Here is a 20,823-nt window from a genome sequence, read left to right as displayed (position 1 = left end):
TGATCAGCTCACGGTGACGGCGGGCTGCCCGGAGGCCACCCCTGCGTCCTCCATGGATTCGGCGATCTTCATCGCCTCTTCGATGAGGGTCTCGACGATCTTCGACTCGGGCACGGTCTTGATGACCTCGCCCTTCACAAAGATCTGACCCTTCCCATTGCCCGACGCCACACCGAGGTCCGCTTCCCTCGCCTCGCCGGGGCCGTTGACGACACACCCCATGACGGCGACGCGCAGCGGCACCTCCATCCCCTCGAGACCCGCCGTGACCTGGTCAGCGAGCTTGTACACATCCACCTGCGCCCGACCGCAGGACGGGCAGGACACGATCTCCAGCCGCCGCTGCCGCAGATTCAGGGACTCCAGGATCTGGATGCCGACCTTGACCTCTTCGGCGGGCGGGGCGGAGAGCGAGACCCGGATGGTGTCGCCGATGCCCTCGCTCAGCAGCGCGCCGAAGGCGACGGCCGACTTGATCGTCCCCTGGAACGCCGGTCCCGCCTCCGTGACGCCCAGATGCAGCGGATAGTCACAGGCGGCCGCCAGCTGCCGGTAGGCGCCCACCATCACCACCGGGTCGTTGTGCTTGACCGAGATCTTGATGTCGCGGAAGCCGTGCTCCTCGAAGAGGGACGCCTCCCACAGCGCGGACTCGACGAGCGCCTCGGGCGTCGCCTTGCCGTACTTCTCCAGCAGCCGCCGGTCCAGCGATCCGGCGTTCACCCCGATCCGGATCGGAATCCCTGCATCCGCCGCGGCTCGGGCGATCTCCTTGACCTTGTCGTCGAACTGCTTGATGTTGCCCGGGTTGACCCGGACGGCCGCGCAGCCGGCGTCGATCGCAGCGAAGACGTACTTCGGCTGGAAGTGGATGTCGGCGATGACGGGGATCTGGGACTTGCGCGCGATGGTGGCCAGCGCGTCCGCGTCGTCCTGGGTCGGGCAGGCGACTCGTACGATCTGGCAGCCGGACGCGGTCAGTTCGGCGATCTGCTGCAGCGTCGCGCCGATGTCGGAGGTGCGCGTGGTCGTCATCGACTGCACCGACACCGGGGCGTCCCCGCCGACGGCCACGGTGCCGACCTGGATGCGCCGCGAGGTGCGGCGCATCGCGATCGGCCTGGCCGGCAGCTCGGGCAGCCCCAGTGCGACTGGCTTCCCTGCGGACATCACGTCACCCGCGGTTTCCCGAGACGGTTTCGCGCGCCGCCCGGAGGGACTCCTTGAGGGAGCCCATGGTGGCGAGGACGGCGGTGGGCTCGTAGCCGCAGTGCGCCATGCAGTTGGCGCAGCGCGGGTCCTTGCCGCGGCCGTACTTGCTCCAGTCGGTCTCCTCGATGAGCTCCCGGTAGGTGGGAACGTATCCGTCGGCCATCAGATAGCAGGGGCGCTGCCAGCCGAAGAGCGAGTAGTTGGGGATCGCCCACGCCGTGCACGGGAAGTCCGCCTTGCCCTCGAGGAAGTCGAGGAAGAGCGGCGAGTGATTGAGCCGCCAGCGTCGCCGGTTGCCGCCCGCGAAGGACTTCTTGAACAGCTCACGGGTCTGCTCGACGCCCAGGAAGTGCTCCTGGTCGGGCGCCTTCTCGTAGGCGTACGCGGGCGAGATCATCATCTCGTCCACCTTCAGGTCGTCATTGAGGAAGTTGAGCACCTCGATGACGGTCTGCGGGGTGTCGGTGTTGAAGAAGGTGGAGTTGGTGGTGACCCGGAAGCCGCGCTTCTTGGCCTCCTTGATCGCCTCCACCGCCTCGTCGAACACACCTTCCTTGGCGACCGACTCGTCGTGCCGTTCGCGCAGCCCGTCGATGTGCACGGCAAAGGCGAAGTAGGGAGAAGGGGTGAACTCCTCGATCTTCTTGCGCAGCAGCATGGCGTTGGTGCAGAGGAAGACGTACTTCCTCTTGGCCACCAATTGCCGCACGATTTCGTCAATCTGAGGGTGCATCAGCGGCTCGCCGCCTGCGATCGAGACCATCGGGGCCCCGGACTCGAGCACCGCCCCGACTGCCTGCGCGACCGGCATGCGCTGCTTCAGGATCCCGGCCGGATGCTGGATCTTCCCGCAGCCCTCGCACTTCAGATTGCAGGCGAAGAGAGGCTCCAGCTCGACGATGAGCGGAAACTTCTCACGCTTGCGGAGCTTCTGTTCAATGAGATAGGTCCCGACCCTGATGGTCTGACGGAGCGGCATGGCCATCTAGCTCACCTCCTGGGGAGCAGCAAAGAACGGTGCCATTCGTAGAAAGCGGGAAGGGTGGCGCGAAGAACACGGAAAGCTGATATTCCACCGCGCACCGTGCCAATACGGACCAGTTCATGCTCCGGAGCGTCCACGACCACCCGGACGGCCGCAACCGGGCGGGGCCCGGCGCTCAGAGCGCTGCGCAGCGTGGCCGCGGACTCCATGTCCACCGCGATCGCCCCGGTGGCACGCAGCTCGGCACACTCCTGCCCGCGTACGACATGGTCGGATCCAGTCAGCGGGCCGGTGTGCACGGTGCGTCCGGGTACGGCCCGGGTCACCGCCTTGACCAGCAGTTCTGTGTTTGTGCAGGCCGTGACGCCGGTGGTGTCGCGAGTCTCGTCGGCGACGACGAGGTCCCCGGGATGCATGCCGGAGGCAAGGCCCGCGCAGAAACCGGAGGCGACAACCACCGCACTGCCGAGCGGACCCTCGCGCAACGCACCGAGAACGGCACGTTCCGCGTTGTCCGGCCCCATACCCGTACGGAGCAGGGTGACCGGACCGCGCGCGCCACTGCGGTCGCCGCTGCGCAGGGCGAGCTTCTCGATGCCGAGCGCACAGGCGATCAGCAGGGGCGCGGCGGAGCCGGACTGCTCCAAGGACGCTTCCATCAGCCCCCCTTGCGGCTGTCCGTGCGGTCGGCGAAGGGCTCCCCGTGCACATAGCGGCCGAGCGCCGTGAGCGGGAAGACCTGCCGGTAGAGGTGGTAGTTGATGGAGAAGTCCCAGGGGAAGCCGGTGCCGGTGAAGTGCGGCTCGTCCCAGGAGCCGTCCGACTGCTGGTTCTCGACGAGCCAGACCACTCCCCGCTCCGCCGACTCGCTCTCCCGCTCCCCCGCCGCGAGCAGGGCGAGCAGCGCCCAGGCTGTCTGGGACGCGGTGGAGGCACCGTGGCCGATCCACTTCTCCTCGCGATACGAGCGCAGGTCCTCGCCCCAGCCTCCATCGTCGTTCTGAACGGATCTGAGCCAGCGGACGGCACGGCGGACGGCGGGGTGCGCGGCGGACATTCCGGCCGCGATCAGCGCCGGCACCACCGACCCTGTCCCGTACACGTAGTTGACGCCCCAGCGCCCGAACCAGGCTCCGTTCGTCTCCTGTTCGGCGAGCAGCCACTCGATGCCGCGCCGGGTACGGGGGTGGTGAGCCTTGCCCTCATGGGCCAGCATCTCGACGACATGCGCGGTGACGTCGGCCGACGGCGGGTCGATGACCTCGCCGAAGTCACAGAACGGCAGCCGGTTGGGGAACGCGCTGGTGTTGTCTGCGTCGAATGCGGCCCAGGCGCCGTTCCTGGACTGCATGCCCATGGTCCAGCGCGCGCCCCGCCGGATCGCCGCATCGACCTGCGTCGGGTCGGCGTGCTTGACCCTCCTCAGGGCGAGGATGACCTCGGCCGTGTCGTCGATGTCCGGGTAGTTGTCATTGTGGAACTCGAACGCCCAGCCGCCCGGAGCCAGTCCGGGCCTGCGTACGGACCAGTCGCCGGGCCGTACGATCTCTTCGCCCAGCATCCAGTCGGCGGCCTTCACGAGCGCGGGGTGGTCCGCTGCCAACCCGGCGTCGGCGAGCGCGATGGTGGCGAGGCAGGTGTCCCAGACCGGTGACTGACAGGCCTCGATCATTCGGGCGCCGTCCTCGCGCCACACGGCGAAGCGGTCCAGCGACTCCAGGCCCGCCCGCATGACGGGGTGCTGGAGGTCGTAGCCGAGGAGGTGCAGGGCGATCACGGAGTACACGGCGGGCGGCTGGATTCCGCCCCAGCAGCCGTCGTTCTCCTGGCGCTCGATGATCCAGCGAGCGGCGGCGTTCATCGCGACGCGCCGCAGCCGGCGCGGTACGAGCTTGTGGTACGCGTGCAGCGCCTTGTCGGCGCGCTGGAAGAACCCGTCCCAACTCGCGGCGGGCGCAAGTGGTTTGGGCGGGTTCGGCACCCGGGCGTCGATGTGCAGCTCGTCGAGCGCGAACGGTGCGGGCCGCACCGGCCGCTTCGCGGAGACCACGGTGAGCGGAACGATGGTCTGCCGCGCCCAGCAGCCGAAGTCATAGATGTTCAGCGGGAACCACTTGGGCAGGAAGATCAGCTCGGGCGGCAGCTCGGGCAGGTCGTCCCACTTCCACCAACCGAAGAGGGCCAGCCAGATCCGGGTGAAGACCCGGCTCGCGGCGATGCCACCCTGCTCGCGGATCCAGCCGGAGGCGCGCGCCATGTGCGGGTCGTCGGGCCGGTCGCCGGCCAGCCGCAGGGCGACGTACGCCTCGATGGTGGTGGAGAGTTCACCGGGACCACCGTAGAAGGTGGCCCAGGTGCCGTCCTCGCGCTGCTCGCCGCGGATGAAACGGGCGGACGCCTCGGTGGTCACAGCGTCCTGGATACCGAGGAACTGGCGGAGCAGTAAATCCTCCGCGTCCATCGTCACATTGGTTTCGAGGTCGCCCTTCCACCAGCCCTGGGCGTCCTGCCGACCCAGCAGATGCTCCACGGAGCGCTCCGCGGCCCGCCCTGCGGCGTCGAGAACGGCGCTCGCGGCGGATGTCGTTTCGGTTGTTTCACTGGCCGCGGTTGCGCGGGCCCACGCGGGCCCGCTGCTTCCGTCGGTCGTCGCTGTCATGGCTTCCCCTTCGATGCAGTGGCTCTCTGCTGTGCTGGGGTCTCCGTCGGCCGGCGCACGGTTGCCCGTGCACCGGCCGGCGACTGCGATTCATATGCGGCAGGCGATATCGATCATCTCTTTCGTACGACGACGAAGTCCGCGAGCGCGACGAGCTGCGCCCGCACCTGTTCCGGCATGTCGACACCGCCGAGGGCCTCGATCGCGACGGCATGCTGCCTGCGGGCCTCCTGCGAGGTCCACTCGCGGCCGCCCGCCTCCTCGATCAGGGCCGCCCTGATCGCGAACTCCTCCTCGGAGAAGCTGTCGAAGTCATTGCTCTTGGCGTCCGCCGCGAGCAGCTCCCCGAGGCGCTGTGAGGCCGGTCCGCCCGCGGCGAGTGCGGCGACGACCGGCAGGGACTTCTTGCGCTGACGCAGATCGCTCCAGGTCTGCTTGCCGGTGGAGACAGGGTCGCCCCAGATGCCGAGCAGATCATCGACGGCCTGGAAGGCGAGGCCGAGGTGGTAGCCGTACGCCTCCAGGGTGTCGGCGGTCCTGTCGTCCGCCCCGCCGAGCACCGCGCCGATGGAGACGGCGCAGGCCAGCAGCGCTCCCGTCTTGTTGCCCTCCATCTCCAGGCACTCCTCGACGGTGACCCGCTCGCGGTGCTCGTAGGAGATGTCCTGGGCCTGGCCGTCGATCAGCTTGCGCGTGGCGGTGGTCAGCCGGCGTGTGGCACGCCCCGCCTCGACCGTGCCGAGCTCGAGCAGGACCTCGTTGGCGAGCGCGAAGAGCGCGTCGCCGACGAGGATCGCCTGGGCCGGGCCGTGGACCTTCCAGACGGTGTCCCGGTGGCGGCGCTGCTCGTCGCCGTCCATCAGGTCGTCGTGCAGCAGCGAGAAGTTGTGCACCAGCTCCACGGCGACCGCGCCGGGCACGCCGACCTCGGGCGCTGCTCCGGCCGCCTCGGCGGAGAGCAGTGCGAGCGCCGGCCGTACAGCCTTGCCGCCGTCCCCGGCGGAGGGCCGTCCCTCCACGTCGATCCATCCGAAGTGATAGGCCGCGACGGTGTCCATGGGCGGCGCGAGCCGGTCCACGGCGGCGCGCAGCACCGGGGTGGACATGGTCCGCCCGCGTTCAAGCAACGCAAGGGTGTCCAGGCTCTCTCCTCCGGCTGCGGTGTCACCAGCCGGATTCGCCGAGGGCACAGTCGGCACGGTCTCTCCTTTTGTTCCAGTACTCAGACTCACGCCGCCTCCTTGAGCGGATGTTCATGGGGGCGGCCGAGCGCGGAAAGTGCGGCACCCGCGGCGCTGAAGCCACTGCGTACGGCGCTCTCCATGGTCGCGGGCCAGCCGGTGGCGGTCCACGCGCCCGCAAGGTACAGGCCGGGGGCGCGGGTCTGCGCGCCGGGTCGCAGCCTGCCGACTCCCGGGGCCGGGGCGAAGGTCGCCGTCCGCTCCCGGGTCACGAAGAAGTCGCGTACCTGGGCGCCGCGCGCGGCGGGCAGCAGCCGTTCCAGCTCGCGTAGATACCGCTCGCGCAGTACGGCGACGGGCGCGTCGATCTCGTCCTCGGCGGCGGACTGGGACAGCGCCAGATACTGGCCGTGCTGCAGCCCCGAGGCCTCGGTGCGGTCGAAGACCCACTGGACCGGAGTGCCGAGCGCGGCGAAGAAGGGGCGGCGCAGCACCTTGCGGTCGTACAGGACATGGATGTTGAGGATCGGCGCGGTGCCGATGTCGAGCAGCCGGTCGGGGTCCTGGAGCGCCCCTTCGGGCAGCAGGGCGTGGGTCTCTCGCTGCGGTACGGCGAGCACGACGGTGTCCGCTTCCAGCTGCTCGCCGGCCACCTCGACGTGCCAGCGGCCGTACTCCGCCCGGGAGATGTCCCTGACGCGGGTCGACAGTTCGGTGCGTACGCCTGCGGAGTCGAGCGCCTTGCGAGCCAGCGTGTCGTGGAGTTCGCCGAGCGGCACGCGCGCCCAGCCGATGTCGGCGGCGCCGGGCTCGGAGAGCAGCCCGGTCTTGAAGACCATCGCGGCAAGGCCCATCGAGGCGTTCGGCGCGGTGGCGTTCAGGGTCGCCACGCCGACGAGGTCCCAGAGGGCGTCGATGGTGCGCTGGGACTGGCCGTGGCGGCCCAGCCAGGTAGCGAAGTCGATACCGTCCAGCGCCGGGTCGGCCGGGTCGAGCTTTCCGAGGGCGAGCGCGGCGCGCCCGACACTCGCCCGCTCGACGAGCGAGAGGTGCGGGTAGGTGGCGAGGCTGCCGGCCAGGTGCAGCGGCACGGGCAGCGCGGTGCGGCGCAGCCGTCCGAGCCGCGGGCCCCGCGCACGCGCCACGTCCAGTACCGGTACGTCCAACCGGTCCTGGAGCGGGGCGAGATGAGCACCGCCGACCCGCTCGAGGAACCAGCGGTATGCGGCGCAGCAGCGCAGATACACATGCTGACCGTTGTCGACGGTGAGGTCACCGCGGCGGAAGGAGAAGGCGAGACCGCCCAGACGAGGGCGGCCTTCGACCAGCGTGACGCGGACTCCCGCGCCGGCGAGTTGCAGTGCCGCGGTGACTCCGGCGAGTCCCCCGCCGACCACCACCGCGTGCCGGGACCGCATGTCGTCGTCGTCCGTCATGCGACCTCCCCTCGGGCCGTTGCCGTGAGGGACGCCGCGCCGTGGCGGACGGTTGCCCGCCGCTTGTGCGCGTGCGCCGGCATCAGGAACGCCCCCTGAGGGTCTGCCGGGTGATGTGCCGGGCGTCGAGTCCGGACAGGCCACGCACGGCGACGTACGCCTTCTCGCGTCCGGGCAGGGACACGCGGCCGCGCAGCACCGCCTCGGGGTCGCGCTCGATGCGGTCGAGCAGTCGGCGGTAGATGCCGGCCATCGCGGCGACACAGGCGCCGCTGCGCCGGTCGAGCATCGGCAGCAGCCGGTAGCCCTCGGCGAAGAGCGTTCGGGCGCGCCGGACTTCGAAGTGCACCAGGCCGGCGAAGTCGGACCCGGGCGGCGGGGTGGTGGTGCGGAAGCCCGCGGAGCAGCCGAACTTGGCGAGGTCGTCGGCGGGCAGATAGGTGCGTCCGCTGCCCGCGTCCTCGCGAATGTCCCTGAGGATGTTGGTGAGTTGGAGGGCGAGGCCGAGCGTGTCGGCGTACTCGGCGGCGCGCTCGGCGCCACGCGCGCCGGGCTGGGTGCCGAACACGCCGAGCGAGAGACGCCCGATCGCGCCCGCGACACACCGGCAGTAGACCTTCAGGTCGTCCCAGGTTTCGTACGTCTCGCCGCGCACGTCCATCAGCACGCCGTTGATGAGTTCGTCGAGCCCGCCGAGCGGGAGCGGGAAGCGGCGCGCCGCGTCCGCGAGCGCCACAGCGACCGGGTCGATGTCGTCCTCGTCGACCGCGTCCTGCCGGATCCGGTCCAGCAGGTCCCGCGTGCCCTCGAGCCGGTCCTCCTTGGCCTTCGGCTCGAGGGTGCCGTCGCCGATGTCATCGACACGTCGCGAGAACGCGTACAGCGCCGACATCGCCTGGCGCTTCTCGGTCGGCAGCAGCCTGATGCCGTAGGCGAAGTTGCGCGCCTGCTGTCCGGTGACGGCCTCGCAGTAGCTGTACGCGGCCTGCACCGGTGCGGATACCTCCGTCGGTCCCTCCATCGTCCGGCTCACCCCTCTCTACGCGCTCTTCGCAAGACAGCTCCCACTTCACGCAGCAGATTCGCCTTGGTGGGCTTGGGCGGTCCTGGCAGGACATCGTGTCCGGTGTCCGCGATCGCGGTGAGGGCGGCGAGCCCCCCGGCCACGAATCCGGCGAGCAGCAGCCGCAGCCTGCCGTGGACGCTACCCACCAGTGGGGTGCCTTCATTCAGCAGCTGCCGGGCGCGTTCAGCTTCGTATGCGACCAGGACGCGCACCGACGCGCTCCCGGTTCCCGCGGCGAGGTCGGCCTCGGTGACGCGGAACCGCTCCATGTCCTCGACCGGCAGATAGACCCGGTCGCGCCCCAGGTCCTCGGTCACGTCCTGGAGGTGTTCGACGATCTGGAGCGCGGTGCACACGGCGTCGGAGCGGCGTACGCGCTCGGGGCTGGTGGTGCCGGTGATCTGCAGCACCAGGCGGCCGACGGGGTTGGCGGACAGCTCGCAGTAGGCGAGGAGATCGTCGTACGTCTTGTAGCGCCGTACCAGCTGGTCCTGGCGGTTTGCCTCGATCAGGCCGAGGAAGGGCTCGGCGGTGAGCGAGCGGCGGCGTACCGTCGGTTGGAGGGCGCGCAGCAGGGGATGCCGCGGCGTGGCGTCGAAGACGCGCCGCAGATCGGCCTCGAAGGCGTCGAGCACGGCGAGCCGGTCCTCGGCCAGTGCCGGGTCCACGCCGAGGTGACGGGCGTCCGCGCCGCCGGGTGCGAGGTCGCCGTCACCGATGTCGTCGACGAGGCGGGCGTAGCCGTAGACGGCCATCAGGTCGTCGCGCCAGGCGCGCGGCAGGAAGAAGGGGGCCACGGGGAAGTTCTCGTCCGCGGCCTTGTCGAGTGTGGCGCGCACGGATTCCTCGGGGCGCGCCACCCGGGTGCCAGTCATGGCGCGCTGCCCGGTGCGGGGACGGCGAAAGCCTCGCGGAGCTGGAGATTTTCCGTCATTGCCGTCACATCTCCCGTTCTACACTGCCGACCCAATACATCCTATTTCGGACACGCCGCCCATCCTCCCCGCTGGGAGACCGCCCGGCGGACAGGATTCCTAGGGAGTATCGCCCTACTTGCCGCAATTCAGCACCGGTACAGCTTACGTTGTACAACGCCCAGTGATACGTCGGGGTGTTGCGCGCGTTACAAGAACACTCCAATCCCGGTCAACCTTCCCTGGCGACACAGGACTTGACCTTCACTTGACGCTCCCGGCCGGAGCGGTTGCGGCTCCTGCCCTGCCGTCCCCTCGAAGGACGCGGAAGGCCCCCGCCTGGATGTCACGACGGGAGCCTTCGACCGGGACTTCGATCGGGACCGGACTACTTGCCGGTCTCCTTCTCGTACGCCCTGATGACCTCGTCGGTCGGGCCGTCCATCAGGAGTTCGCCCCTCTCCAGCCACAGGACGCGGTCGCAGGTGTCCCTGATCGACTTGGCACCGTGAGAGACCAGGAAGACCGTGCCGGCCTCCTTTCGGAGCTCCCGGATTCGTTCCTCGGAACGGATCTGGAACTTGCGGTCACCGGTCGCCAGAGCCTCGTCGATCATCAGGACGTCGTGGTTCTTGGCCGCGGCGATGGAGAAGCGGAGCCTCGCTCCCATACCGGAGGAGTAGGTGCGCATCGGAAGGGTGATGAAGTCGCCCTTCTCGTTGATTCCGGAGAAGTCCACGATCCCCTCGTAGCGATCGCGGATCTCCTCACGCGTCATGCCCATCGCCAGTCCGCCGAGAATGACGTTGCGTTCGCCGGTCAGATCGCCCATGAGCGCGGCATTGACGCCGAGCAGGGAGGGCTGACCGTCGGTGTAGACCTTGCCGCTCTCCGTCGGCAGCAGGCCCGCGATGGCGCGCAGCAGGGTCGACTTGCCGGAGCCGTTGGTGCCGATCAGGCCGATCGCCTCGCCGCGGTACGCGGTGAAGGAGACACCGCGTACCGCGTGCACCTTGCGGATACCGCGGGACTCTCGCTTGTCGCGTCGGAGGATGCGGCTCAGCGCCGCGGTCGCACTGCCCTTGCCGCCGCTGCCGCCGCTGACCCGGTACACGATGTGCACATCGTCGGCGATGACAGTCGGGATGCGTCCCTGGTTGTTGTCAGCCACGGCCGTACCGCTCCTCAGCCTTCCAGAAGTACACAAAGCCTGCGACGCCCAGCAGCACGGCCCAGAGGGCTCCGGCCACCCAGACATGCGGCGGCAGATTGGACGCGCCGTACCCGTCGATCAGCGCGAACCGGATCAGGTCCATGTAGATCGCCGCCGGGTTGTAACTCAGCACATGGCCGATCCACTCCGGCTTGTCCTTGAGCATCACCGAGATGGAGAACATGACGCCCGAGGCGTACATCCAGGTGCGCATGATGAAGGGCATCAGCTGGGCCAGGTCCGGTGTTTTGCTGCCCAGCCTCGCCATGATCAGGGCCAGCCCGATGTTGAACACGAACTGCATGGCCAGCGCGGGCACGATCAGCAGCCAGCTGAGCGACGGATAGCTGCCGAACGAGGCCGCGATGACGAACAGCACAATCATCGAGAACATCAGCTGCTGCAACTGCTGCAGCGCGAACGAGATCGGCAGCGCGGCGCGTGGGAAGTGCAGCGCCCGCACCAGCCCCAGATTGCCCGAGATCGCCCGGACACCGGCCATCACCGAGGTCTGGGTGAACGTGAAGACGAACACACCCGTCACGAGGAAGGGGATGAAGACCTCCTTGTCCATCCCCCGTCCCGAGTCGAGGATCAGGCCGAAGATCATGTAGTAGACGGCCGCGTTCAGCAGCGGGGTCGCCACCTGCCAGAGCTGGCCCAGCTTGGCCTGGCTGTACTGCGAGGTCAGCTTCGCCGAGGAGAACGCCAGGATGAAGTGGCGCCGGCCCCAGAGCTGCCCGATGTACTCGACGAGCCCCGGCCGGGCACCGCTCACCGACAGGCCGTACTTGGCTGCGAGCTGCGCCGAGGTCAGGCCTTCGTCGGGAGATGGCGGGGCGGTCATCGCGATCGCTCCGTCATGGGTTGTGTCACTCACAAGTTGAAACTTTCGTGTTCAAGATGCGCGGCAGGTCGGGCGCTGCTTCGGACGTCGCCGGTCCTGGGAGTACGCCCGATGATCCCAGAACCGAGCTTGTCAGACGATGGGCGGTCGGCCCAGTCGCGTGAGCCGCCATACCGTACGCCACTTCATCGGCCGACGGGGACCGCAGGGCGTCTGCCAGCCCTCTTTGAAGCCGCCGAACCAGGCCTTCAGCGCGGACACCGAAGGGCGCCTGGCCAGTGTGAGCAGCACCCAGACACCAAGGTAGACGGGGACCAGGGGCGCGGGCAGATTGCGGCGGGCGAGCCAGACCCGGTTGCGGGCCACCATGCGGTGGTAGACCGCGTGCCGGGACGGCGGCATCGTCGGGTGGAACAGCAGCATGTCCGAGCGGTAGTCGATCGCCCAGCCCGCGTCCAGCGCCCGCCAGGCGAGGTCCGTCTCCTCATGGGCGTAGAAGAACTCGTCGGGCAGCCCGCCGACCTCGGCGAGGACCTTTGTACGGACAGCATTGGCGCCGCCCAGGAAGGTCGTCACCCGCGAGGAGCGCATCGGGTCGGAGGCGCGCAGCCGCGGGACGTGGCGGCGCTGGGTGAGCCCGGTCTCCGGGTCGGCGATCCGGAAGCTGATGATGCCCAGCTCCGGATCGGCGTCGAAGGCCTGGCGCACCAGCTCCCCGGTGTCGTTGTTGGGCAGCAGTCCGTCGTCGTCCAGGAAGAGCAGTACGTCGACGCCGGAGCCGGACGGGCCGAAGGCCTCGATGCCGACGTTGCGTCCGCCGGGGATACCCAGGTTGTCGGGTAGGTCCACGGTGCGTACACCCTCGGGCACGTCCGTCACCGGGGCGCCGTTGCCGACGACGACCACCTCGATCGGGTCGCCGTCCTGCTTGGCGACCGAGTCGAGGAGGGCGCGCAGATCGTCGGGGCGGTTGCCCATCGTGATGATGACCGCGCCGAGCTTCATGGGCGTACTCACTTGAGCCTGCTCGAGGCCAGGATGGACACCAGGTGCAGCAGCGTCTGGAGCAGCGCGATGCCGGCCAGCAGGGCGACGCCGAGGCGCGAGAAGAACAGGTCACCCCGGACCGCGTCCAGGACGGCGAGCACCAGGATGAGCAGGGACGCCTCGATGCCGAGGACGAGCCGGTGGAACTTCAGCGCGCCGGCGGCCCGGCGGGCCAGTGCCATGCCGGACGAGCGGGGCTCGGACGCCGCCTCCTTGACCGGCGGCAGCCCGCCCTGGTGGCGGGCGACCCCGACCAGGTCGGTCTCGGCCTTGATCAGGATCGCGCCGAGCGCGGCGAGGGTGCCGAGGAAGGCCCACAGCCAGTCGATCCGCCCGGGGCCCCACAGGTCGGCGGCGCGCAGGCCGAAGCCGACCAGGACCGCCGCGTCGCACAGGTAGGCACCGACGCGGTCCAGGTACACGCCGGAGAGCGAGAACTGCTTCTTCCAGCGGGCGACCTCGCCGTCGACGCAGTCGAGCAGCAGGTAGAGCTGGACCGCCACGACGCCGAAGACGGCGCCCCAGACGCCCGGCACGAGCAGGGCGGGGGCCGCGAGGACGCCGCAGAGGGTCATCAGGTAGGTCAGCTGGTTCGGCGTGACCTTGGTGGTGACCAGGCGGCGGGTGATGCGCAGGGAGATCTCGCGCATGTACAGGCGGCCGCCCCAGTGCTCGCCGCTTCGCCGGTCCTTCACTCCCTCCGGGTGAACGACCGGACGGAGTTCAGCTACTGATGGTCTTGGCATAGTCGGCGTACGCGTCCCTGATCTGATCGGTGGTGAGGTCAAGGTGCTCGAGGATGGTGAAGCGGCCCGGACGGGTCTGCGGTGCGTATTCCACGGCCTTGACGAACTCGTCCGTGGAGAACCCGATTTCCTCGGGCAGCACCGGCAGGCCGTGTCTGCGCAGCACCTCGGCGAAGAGTCCCGCGTCGTCGTGGGCACCGCGCAGATGCATCGCGAAGGCGGCGCCGAGGCCCACCTGCTCGCCGTGGAGCGCTGAGCGCTTGGGGTACAGCAGGTCGAAGGCGTGGTTGATCTCATGGCAGGCGCCGGAGGCGGGTCGGCTGTCGCCGGCCACCGACATCGAGATACCCGTCAGGACCAGCCCTTCGGCGAGGACGGTGAGGAAGGCGTCGTCGCCGATGCCGCCGGGATGCCGGAGCACTGCCTCGCCGGCCTGACGGGCCATTGCGGCGGCCAGTCCGTCGATGGACTCGCCGGTCAGCCGGTGGGAGAGCTCCCAGTCGGCGACACACGAGATGTTCGAGATCGCGTCGCCGATGCCGGAACGTACGTAGCGCACCGGGGCGTCGCGGACCACATCCAGGTCGATGACGACGGCGATCGGTGTGGGGACTCCGTAGGAGCCCCGGCCGTTGTCGTTGTCGAGAGTGGCGACCGGGGAGCAGAGCCCGTCGTGCGCGAGGTTCGTGGCGACTGCGACCATCGGCAGCCCGACGCGGGCCGCGGCGTACTTCGCCACGTCGATGATCTTGCCGCCGCCGAGACCGACGACCGCGTCGTACCGCTTGCCCTTGATGTCGTCGGCCAGCTTCACGGCCGAGTCGATCGTTCCGTCGGCGACCGCGTACCAGTCGGCGTCCGGCAGCAGTGGCGCGAGCTTCTCGCGCAGCGCCTGGCCGGAGCCGTTGCTGATCGCGAAGGCGAGCCTGCCCGACGCCGAGATCCGCTGGTCGGCGAGGAGGCCGACCAGGTCGTCGAGGGCTCCCGTGCGGATGTCGACGACGACCGGGGACGGGATCAGCCGGGTCAGTACAGGCACGCGATTTCACGGCCCTTCGCGAGGTCGTCGTGGTTGTCGATCTCGACCCACTTGACGTCGCCGATGGGGGCCACGTCCACGGTGAAGCCGCGGTTCACGAGCTCCTGGTAGCCGTCCTCGTAGTAGAGGTCGGGGTCGCGCTCGAAGGTGGTCTTCAGCGCGTCCGCGAGCTCGTCGGCAGCCTCGGGCTCGATGAGGGTGACGCCGATGTACTCGCCGGTGGCGGTGGCCGGGTCCATCAGCTTGGTGATGCGCTGAACGCCCTTGTCACCGTCCGTGATGACCTTCATCTCCTCGTCGGCGAGGTGCTTCACCGTGTCGAGGGCAAGGATGATCTTCTGGCCGTTGCCGCGGGCGGCGAGCAGGGTCTGCTCGACGGAGACCGGGTGGACGGTGTCGCCGTTGGCGAGGATGACGCCCTGCTTGAGGACGTCACGGGCGCACCACAGGGAGTAGGCGTTGTTCCACTCCTCGGCCTTGTCGTTGTCGACAAGGGTCAGCTTGAGGCCGTACTTCGCCTCGAGGGCGGCCTTGCGCTCGTACACGGCCTCCTTGCGGTAGCCGACGACTATGGCGGCCTCGGTGAGCCCGATCTCCGCGAAGTTCCCCAGGGTGAGGTCGAGGACGGTGGTGTCGCCGTCGACGGGCACGAGGGCCTTCGGGAGCGTGTCGGTGTAGGGGCGCAGACGCCGTCCGGCACCGGCTGCCAGTACAAGGCCGATCATGCGGGTTCTCCTTCGTCATGTACGGCGGGTGCTCCGGAGGACACCCAGAAGCGGATGCTCTCGACGAGCACCACGAGTGCCACGGCCACAGCAAGGACCGTCAGCGCGGTGGTGAAGTCCGAGTTGTTGAGCAGGGCGGCCAGCAGCGCGACTGCCAGGATCCGTCCTTCGTGCCCGCCGATCGCCCGCACCAGCCAGTGCGGGGGCGCGCCCGTACCGCCGCGGATGCGGTAGACCGTGTCGTAGTGATGGTAGGCGACTGCCGCTACCAGCCCGAAAGCCGCGGGCAATGCCCCGTTCACGTCGGCGCGGGCCGCGAGCACCAGGACAGTGCCGTACTCGGCGGCCCTGAACACCGGTGGGACGAGCCAGTCGAGTGCGCCCTTCAGGGGGCGGGCGACGGCGAGGCCCGAGGTGATGACATACACCACAGCGGCGAGGGCGGGCCAGACGGTGCCGTAGTCGGTGAAGGCGGCGGTCGCCACGAGAGCGGCGCCGCCGGCCACGGCGGTCGCGAGCGGCAGGAACCCGGGGAGGCTCTGCGCACGCGTCCTGAAGGAGCGCGCGACGGCTTCGGCGAGTGGGCCCGAGTCGGCGAGGTCCGCGAGCGCCCGGGCGGCGCGGTCGGTGCGCTGCGCCTTGCGGGTCAGCGAGCGCAGGACACGGCCGGCGGTGGTGTAGCAGGCAGCCAGCCCGCAGCCGATCAGCAGCGCGTAGAAGACGGTGCGAGGGCTGGTCACGGCAGTGAGCACGGCGATCATCGCCCAGCGCTCACCGATCGGCAGCACGATCATCCGGCGTATCCAGACCGTCCAGCCGACGCTGTCGAGCTTGTCGGAGAGGGCCGCCGTGGGACTGGTGTTGGCCGTCGCGTCGTGGTTCGCCTCGTTGAAGGAGAAGTCGACGACGTGCCGGCAGGTCTGCAGCACCATCGCGCCGAGCGCGAGCGCCCAGACGTCATCACCGCTGCGGGCGGCGCCGAGGGCGAGGCCCGCGTAGTAGGCGTACTCCTTGGCACGGTCGAAGGTCGCGTCCAGCCAGGCGCCCATCGTCGAGTACTGCAGCGAGTAGCGGGCGAGCTGCCCATCGGTGCAGTCCAGGACGAAGGAGAAGAGCAGCAGCAGGCCTGCCGCGATGTATCCGGCGCGGGTGCCGGTGGCCGCTCCGGCCGCCGCGATCAGCGCGGTGAGCAGCGAGGCGGTGGTGACCTGGTTGGGGGTGAATCCGCGGCGGGCGCACCAGCGGGCGAGGTAGCGCGAGTACGGGCTGATGCAGAAGGTGGTGAAGAACCCGTCACGGGCCTTCACGGCCGAGCGCAGGCGTACAGCTTCGTCATCGACCGCGGCGATTGCCTGCCGGGCCTCATTGCGAGCCTGTGGGTCACCGGGAACGGTCGCGACGAGCGACCCCAGCTCGGGCCGGTGCACGGCGGTGCCGTCCGCGTCGAGCGCGTCGGCGAGCGCGTCGGGCAGCACCGCGGTCTGGACGGCCGACAGGGTGTCGCTGGTGTCGGCCACGCCGCCGGGCCGTGCGCCGGTCGCCGCCTCTGCGGTGGCTCCGGGCCGTGCGGGTCCCTCTGCGGCGGCTCCGGACGGTGCGGGTCCGTCCGCGCGGGACGTCGTTCCGGTGCCCGCGGTGACCGACAGTGCGCGGCTCAGGGCAGTCCGCGCCTCGGGCTGCGCCGTGAGCGCGCCCGGAACCGCGGCGGCCGGGAAGCGGGGATCGGTCAGTGCCAGCCGCAGCGCGTGGACGTGCCCGACGAAATGGGGGTCGACGACGGCGACGCGGTCGGCGACCGGTACGGCGTCGATCAGCGCGGCGGTGTCCTCGGCGCCGGAGGCGACCCGTACGTCAAAGCCCAGCGACCGCAGATCGCCCTCGAGCGACGATCCGGGTACCGGCGGACCGGTGAGGATGGCGGTCGACAGACGAACTCACTCCTTGGAACTGACGGTGCGGGTGCGGCGGCCCGGCCCGGCTACGCGGGCGGCGGCACGTCGGCAGAGGCTATCGGATGAACGGAAGCGGGAGTTCACTGGCCGTTTACGCCCCGCTCGGCACGGACCGGGCCCCGAAGGGCCCGCCGCGATCATCATCGTCGATGCATGCCTCGCCCGACAAACCGCGGACCGGCAGGGCCTAGGGTGGTCGGCATGACTTGGCTGATCACAGGTGGGGCGGGGTATATCGGAGCGCATGTGGCGCGGGCCATGACGGCGGCAGGTGAGCGGGTCGTGGTCCTCGACGATGTCTCGTCGGGCGTCGCCGAGCGGCTGCCGGAGGGGATCCCGCTGGTGCGCGGGGCGGTCCTGGACCGGAAGCTGCTGGACCGCACGCTCGCCGAGCACGCTGTGACCGGTGTCGTACATCTCGCGGCGAAGAAGCAGGTCGGACAGTCCGTCGAGCAGCCGCTGCACTACTACCGTGAGAATGTGCACGGTCTGACGGTGCTCCTGGAGGCGGTCGTCGAGGCCGGCGTGAAGCAGTTCCTGTTCTCGTCATCGGCCGCCGTGTACGGCGTACCGGAGATGGACCTGATCCCCGAGTCCGCTCCGTGCGAGCCGATCAATCCGTACGGCGAGACGAAGCTCGCGGGCGAGTGGCTGGTCCGGGCGACCGGCCGGGCGCACTCCCTGTCCACCGCCTGTCTGCGCTACTTCAATGTCGCGGGGGCGGAGCGGCCGGAGCTGGCCGACACCGGGGTGTTCAACATCATCCCGATGTTCTTCGACCGGATCACCCGCGGTGAGGCTCCGCGGATCTTCGGCGCCGACTACGCGACCCCTGACGGCACCTGCATCCGTGACTACATCCATGTCTCGGATCTGGCCGACGCCCATCTCGCGGTCGCGCGCCGGCTGGCCGAGCAGGACGGCGGCGGGGATCTGACGGTCAATATCGGCCGTGGGGTCGGTGTCTCGGTGCGCGAGCTCGCCGACGTGGTGGCCGAGATCACGGGGTTCACCGACGAGCCGGTCGTCGAGCCGCGCCGTCCCGGCGATGCGGCGAAGGCCGTCGCCTCGGTCGATCTGATCGCCAAGGAGCTGGACTGGACGTCCTCGCGAGGTGTGCGCGAGATGGTCGAGTCGGCCTGGGACGGCTGGTGCCTGCGGCACCCGGAGGCTCGGATCAAATGATCTTGTCAGCGCCCTGACCTGCGGTCATTTCCGCAGGTCAGGTGATATGACAACGGTGTTCAGTGCCGTGTTGCCCGATACCCCCCACCCGTAGTTCACTGAGGTCTCGGCAGATCGTTTCGACGACCAGGAGGCGTCCTCATGGGGGCTGGGCACGATCACGGGCACTCGCACGGCGGACCGCCGCCGACCGGCACCGCTGCCGCGGCCTACCAGGGGCGCCTGCGCATCGCGCTGACGATCACGCTGGGCGTGATGGTCCTGGAGATCGTCGGCGGTGTGCTCTCCGGCTCCCTCGCCCTGATCGCCGACGCCGCCCATATGGCGACCGACGGGGTCGGCCTCGCAATGGCGCTGCTGGCGATCCACTTCGCCAACCGCCCGGCCGTACAGAACCGCACCTTCGGCTACGCACGGGCCGAGATCCTCGCGGCCCTCGCCAACTGTCTGCTGCTCCTCGGAGTCGGCGGCTATCTGCTGTACGAGGCGGTGCAGCGCTTCATCACACCGGCCGAGACCAAGGGCGCGCTCACCATCGCCTTCGCCCTCATCGGTCTCGTCGCCAACATGATCTCGCTGTCCCTGCTGGTGCGCGGCCAGAAGGAGAGCCTCAATGTGCGCGGGGCGTATCTGGAGGTGCTCGCGGACACGCTCGGCTCGCTCACGGTGCTGGTCTCGGCCGGCATCATCATCGCCACCGGCTGGGAGGCGGCCGACCCCATCGCGTCACTGGTCATCGGCCTCATGATCGTGCCGCGCACCTGGAAACTGCTGCGGGAAACCCTCAACGTCCTGCTGGAGGCGGCTCCCCAGGGCGTCGACATGGGTGAGGTGCGGGCGCACATCGTCGCTCTTCCCGGCGTGGAGGACGTGCACGATCTGCACGCCTGGACAATCACCTCCGGGATGCCGGTGCTTTCCGCGCATGTGGTGGTGAGTCAGGGCGCCCTGGACTCGGTCGGCCACGAGAAGATGCTGCACGATCTGCAAGGCTGCATCGGGGATCACTTCGATGTCGAGCACTGCACTTTCCAGCTGGAGCCCGTTGGCCATGCGGAGCACGAGGCCAAGCTCTGTCACTGAGCGCTGCTAGTCTGACCGCCACGCTTGAGAGGAGCTGAGTTGATGACCGTCGCAGTGCAGGCTGCCCCGCGCAGCGCCACGCCTGGTCCGTCCTCGGCTTCCGGGCTCCCGGCCGACCTGATCTCGCATCACGTGATCACGTACGTCTGACCTGATCACGTATCTCTGATCTGATCTTGTACGACTGACCTGATCCCGTACGCCGGCCGGAGCCCGCACACACTCAAGGGTTCCCACGTTGTCCGACAACACTCTCCACGACGCTTTCTTCGCCCTGCACCACGGTCTTCCGCGGCAGGGCCCCGGTTCCGACAACACCTCCCGTCGGCTGCTCGCCCTCGCCGGGCCACTGCCTACGCGTCCGCGCGTGCTCGATCTGGGCTGCGGCCCCGGCCGGTCCGCCCTGCTGCTGGCCGCCGAGGCCGGTGCGAAGGTGACGGCGGTCGATCTGCACGAGCCGTTCCTCGACGAGCTACGGCACACCGCCGAGGCCCGCGGGTTCGGTGACGCGATCCGTACCATCAAGGCCGACATGGCCGAACTCCCTTTCCCCGACGGCTCGTTCGACCTCGTCTGGGCGGAGAGTTCCGCGTACAACATCGGCTTCGACACCGCTCTGCGGCAGTGGCGGCGGCTGCTCGCGCCGGGCGGCTCACTGGTTCTCACCGAGTGCGAGTGGACGGCCGGGAACCCCTCGGCCGAGGCCCGCGCCTTCTGGGACCAGCACTACGCACTGCGTACCACCGTCGAGAACACCTCCGCGGCGGTCGCGGCGGGATACACCGTCCTCGGGGTGCACCGCCAGCCCGAGAGCGACTGGGACGAGTACTACGGCCCGCTCGGCGAGCGGGCCGACGCCGGGGATGTCGCGGCTCCTGGCATGGCGCAAGCGCTCGCAGCCACCCGGGCGGAGATCGCCATGCGCCATGAGCACGGCACGGAGTACGGCTACACCGGCTACGCGCTGCGTCCCGCCGACGCACGCTGGCGCACCCGGCCGGAGGCGGCGGCCGACATCCCGGCCGTGCGCGCCGTCAATGCCGCGGCGTTCGCGACCACGGAGGAGGCATGCCTGGTGGACGCGCTGCGTCTCGACGGTGCGGCGTGGCTGCCGGGGGCGTCGTATGTCGCCGAGGCGGCGGACGGCACGGTGGCGGCGTACGCACTGCTCACCCGGTGCCATGTGGAGGACGTTCCGGCGGTGGCGCTCGCGCCGGTCGCGGTGGCTCCCGAGCACCAGCGCAAGGGTGCCGGCCAGGCGGTCGTCCGGGCTGTGCTGGATCTGGCCAGGGTGCGCGGAGAGCGGCTCGTCCTGGTCCTCGGGCATCCCGGCTACTACCCGAGGTTCGGCTTCGAACCGGCCTCACGGTACGGAATCAGACCAACCTTCGAGGTGGCCGACGAGGCCATGATGGCCCTTGTACTCGACGGCTCCGGGGGCGTGCCGCGCGGCACGATCCGCTATCCGGCGGCGTTCGGGGTCTGATGAATTCTGGTGAGTAGGGTCGCCCTCGCCGCGTTCCGACGCGGCGA

At 69.6% G+C, this 20,823-nt stretch carries 19 protein-coding genes; 3 read left to right on the top strand and 16 right to left on the bottom strand.

What is annotated here, in order from left to right; all coding sequences use genetic code 11:
* Nucleotides 1–3 precede the first annotated feature (3 nt).
* The 16 genes from ispG to OG735_RS35725 form a co-directional block, all read right to left on the bottom strand.
* Nucleotides 4–1,170 carry a flavodoxin-dependent (E)-4-hydroxy-3-methylbut-2-enyl-diphosphate synthase gene (gene ispG, locus OG735_RS35795; RefSeq protein ID WP_327327294.1) on the bottom strand — a complete coding sequence of 389 codons (1,167 nt, stop codon included), beginning with the start codon at nucleotides 1,168–1,170 and terminating at the stop codon, nucleotides 4–6.
* Between the two features lie 4 nt (nucleotides 1,171–1,174).
* Nucleotides 1,175–2,197, bottom strand: coding sequence for an adenosyl-hopene transferase HpnH (hpnH, locus tag OG735_RS35790; RefSeq protein WP_327327293.1), 1,023 nt, complete (start codon nucleotides 2,195–2,197; stop codon nucleotides 1,175–1,177).
* 5 nt (nucleotides 2,198–2,202) lie between these two features.
* Nucleotides 2,203–2,856 carry a phosphorylase family protein gene (locus OG735_RS35785; RefSeq protein ID WP_327327292.1) on the bottom strand — a complete coding sequence of 218 codons (654 nt, stop codon included), beginning with the start codon at nucleotides 2,854–2,856 and terminating at the stop codon, nucleotides 2,203–2,205.
* Nucleotides 2,856–4,856, bottom strand: a complete 2,001-nt coding sequence (shc, locus tag OG735_RS35780; protein WP_327327291.1) for a squalene--hopene cyclase — start codon at nucleotides 4,854–4,856, stop codon at nucleotides 2,856–2,858. The genes OG735_RS35785 and shc overlap by 1 nt, the downstream gene beginning before the upstream one ends.
* Before the next feature lie 113 nt (nucleotides 4,857–4,969).
* Nucleotides 4,970–6,046, bottom strand: a complete 1,077-nt coding sequence (locus OG735_RS35775; protein ID WP_327328567.1) for a polyprenyl synthetase family protein — start codon at nucleotides 6,044–6,046, stop codon at nucleotides 4,970–4,972.
* Between the two features lie 38 nt (nucleotides 6,047–6,084).
* Complete coding sequence (gene hpnE, locus OG735_RS35770) at nucleotides 6,085–7,473, bottom strand: hydroxysqualene dehydroxylase HpnE (protein WP_327327290.1); 1,389 nt, start codon at nucleotides 7,471–7,473, stop codon at nucleotides 6,085–6,087.
* Nucleotides 7,470–7,556: a DUF6380 family protein gene (locus OG735_RS42125; protein ID WP_362683427.1), complete on the bottom strand. Its 87-nt coding sequence runs from the start codon at nucleotides 7,554–7,556 to the stop codon at nucleotides 7,470–7,472. Before OG735_RS42125 ends, hpnE begins: the two co-directional genes overlap by 4 nt.
* On the bottom strand, nucleotides 7,556–8,494 hold the full coding sequence (gene hpnD / locus OG735_RS35765) for a presqualene diphosphate synthase HpnD (RefSeq protein WP_327327289.1): 939 nt from the start codon (nucleotides 8,492–8,494) through the stop codon (nucleotides 7,556–7,558). The genes OG735_RS42125 and hpnD overlap by 1 nt, the downstream gene beginning before the upstream one ends.
* An 8-nt stretch (nucleotides 8,495–8,502) precedes the next feature.
* Complete coding sequence (gene hpnC, locus OG735_RS35760) at nucleotides 8,503–9,414, bottom strand: squalene synthase HpnC (protein WP_327327288.1); 912 nt, start codon at nucleotides 9,412–9,414, stop codon at nucleotides 8,503–8,505.
* Between the two features lie 427 nt (nucleotides 9,415–9,841).
* Complete coding sequence (locus tag OG735_RS35755) at nucleotides 9,842–10,624, bottom strand: ABC transporter ATP-binding protein (protein WP_327327287.1); 783 nt, start codon at nucleotides 10,622–10,624, stop codon at nucleotides 9,842–9,844.
* Complete coding sequence (locus tag OG735_RS35750) at nucleotides 10,617–11,546, bottom strand: ABC transporter permease (RefSeq protein WP_327327286.1); 930 nt, start codon at nucleotides 11,544–11,546, stop codon at nucleotides 10,617–10,619. Before OG735_RS35750 ends, OG735_RS35755 begins: the two co-directional genes overlap by 8 nt.
* 99 nt (nucleotides 11,547–11,645) lie before the next feature.
* Complete coding sequence (locus tag OG735_RS35745) at nucleotides 11,646–12,518, bottom strand: glycosyltransferase family 2 protein (RefSeq protein WP_327328566.1); 873 nt, start codon at nucleotides 12,516–12,518, stop codon at nucleotides 11,646–11,648.
* An 8-nt stretch (nucleotides 12,519–12,526) separates the two neighbouring features.
* Entirely contained in the window at nucleotides 12,527–13,306 is a 780-nt protein-coding gene (locus OG735_RS35740; RefSeq protein WP_327327285.1) for a CDP-alcohol phosphatidyltransferase family protein, read from the bottom strand.
* Entirely contained in the window at nucleotides 13,284–14,345 is a 1,062-nt protein-coding gene (locus OG735_RS35735; RefSeq protein ID WP_327327284.1) for an iron-containing alcohol dehydrogenase family protein, read from the bottom strand. The genes OG735_RS35740 and OG735_RS35735 overlap by 23 nt, the downstream gene beginning before the upstream one ends.
* Nucleotides 14,333–15,070 (bottom strand): phosphocholine cytidylyltransferase family protein, encoded by a 738-nt coding sequence (locus OG735_RS35730; protein WP_327327283.1) that lies wholly within the window; start codon nucleotides 15,068–15,070, stop codon nucleotides 14,333–14,335. The genes OG735_RS35735 and OG735_RS35730 overlap by 13 nt, the downstream gene beginning before the upstream one ends.
* On the bottom strand, nucleotides 15,067–16,941 hold the full coding sequence (locus OG735_RS35725; protein WP_327328565.1) for a DUF5941 domain-containing protein: 1,875 nt from the start codon (nucleotides 16,939–16,941) through the stop codon (nucleotides 15,067–15,069). Before OG735_RS35725 ends, OG735_RS35730 begins: the two co-directional genes overlap by 4 nt.
* Before the next feature lie 282 nt (nucleotides 16,942–17,223).
* Between OG735_RS35725 and galE the strand changes: the two genes are divergently transcribed.
* From galE to OG735_RS35710, 3 genes are all read left to right on the top strand, one after another.
* Complete coding sequence (gene galE / locus OG735_RS35720; RefSeq protein ID WP_327327282.1) at nucleotides 17,224–18,207, top strand: UDP-glucose 4-epimerase GalE; 984 nt, start codon at nucleotides 17,224–17,226, stop codon at nucleotides 18,205–18,207.
* A gap of 141 nt (nucleotides 18,208–18,348) precedes the next feature.
* Entirely contained in the window at nucleotides 18,349–19,290 is a 942-nt protein-coding gene (locus OG735_RS35715) for a cation diffusion facilitator family transporter (RefSeq protein ID WP_327327281.1), read from the top strand.
* A gap of 238 nt (nucleotides 19,291–19,528) precedes the next feature.
* On the top strand, nucleotides 19,529–20,776 hold the full coding sequence (locus tag OG735_RS35710) for a bifunctional class I SAM-dependent methyltransferase/N-acetyltransferase (protein ID WP_327327280.1): 1,248 nt from the start codon (nucleotides 19,529–19,531) through the stop codon (nucleotides 20,774–20,776).
* The last annotated feature ends 47 nt before the right edge of the window (nucleotides 20,777–20,823 follow it).

Source organism: Streptomyces sp. NBC_01210 (genome assembly GCF_036010325.1).
Lineage (GTDB): Bacteria > Actinomycetota > Actinomycetes > Streptomycetales > Streptomycetaceae > Streptomyces.
Note: the sequence above shows the minus strand (reverse complement) of the source record. Positions and strands in the feature narration are given on the sequence as shown.

Excerpts from the sequence above, each read along its gene's own strand:
- ispG (WP_327327294.1), bottom strand. The coding sequence starts at position 1,170 with ATGTCCGCAGGGAAGCCAGTCGCACTGGGGCTGCCCGAGCTGCCGGCC.
- hpnH (WP_327327293.1), bottom strand. The coding sequence starts at position 2,197 with ATGGCCATGCCGCTCCGTCAGACCATCAGGGTCGGGACCTATCTCATT.
- OG735_RS35785 (WP_327327292.1), bottom strand. The coding sequence starts at position 2,856 with ATGGAAGCGTCCTTGGAGCAGTCCGGCTCCGCCGCGCCCCTGCTGATC.
- shc (WP_327327291.1), bottom strand. The coding sequence starts at position 4,856 with ATGACAGCGACGACCGACGGAAGCAGCGGGCCCGCGTGGGCCCGCGCA.
- hpnE (WP_327327290.1), bottom strand. The coding sequence starts at position 7,473 with ATGACGGACGACGACGACATGCGGTCCCGGCACGCGGTGGTGGTCGGC.
- OG735_RS42125 (WP_362683427.1), bottom strand. The coding sequence starts at position 7,556 with ATGCCGGCGCACGCGCACAAGCGGCGGGCAACCGTCCGCCACGGCGCG.
- hpnD (WP_327327289.1), bottom strand. The coding sequence starts at position 8,494 with ATGGAGGGACCGACGGAGGTATCCGCACCGGTGCAGGCCGCGTACAGC.
- hpnC (WP_327327288.1), bottom strand. The coding sequence starts at position 9,414 with ATGACTGGCACCCGGGTGGCGCGCCCCGAGGAATCCGTGCGCGCCACA.
- OG735_RS35745 (WP_327328566.1), bottom strand. The coding sequence starts at position 12,518 with ATGAAGCTCGGCGCGGTCATCATCACGATGGGCAACCGCCCCGACGAT.
- OG735_RS35740 (WP_327327285.1), bottom strand. The coding sequence starts at position 13,306 with ATGCCAAGACCATCAGTAGCTGAACTCCGTCCGGTCGTTCACCCGGAG.
- OG735_RS35730 (WP_327327283.1), bottom strand. The coding sequence starts at position 15,070 with ATGATCGGCCTTGTACTGGCAGCCGGTGCCGGACGGCGTCTGCGCCCC.
- galE (WP_327327282.1), top strand. The coding sequence starts at position 17,224 with ATGACTTGGCTGATCACAGGTGGGGCGGGGTATATCGGAGCGCATGTG.
- OG735_RS35715 (WP_327327281.1), top strand. The coding sequence starts at position 18,349 with ATGGGGGCTGGGCACGATCACGGGCACTCGCACGGCGGACCGCCGCCG.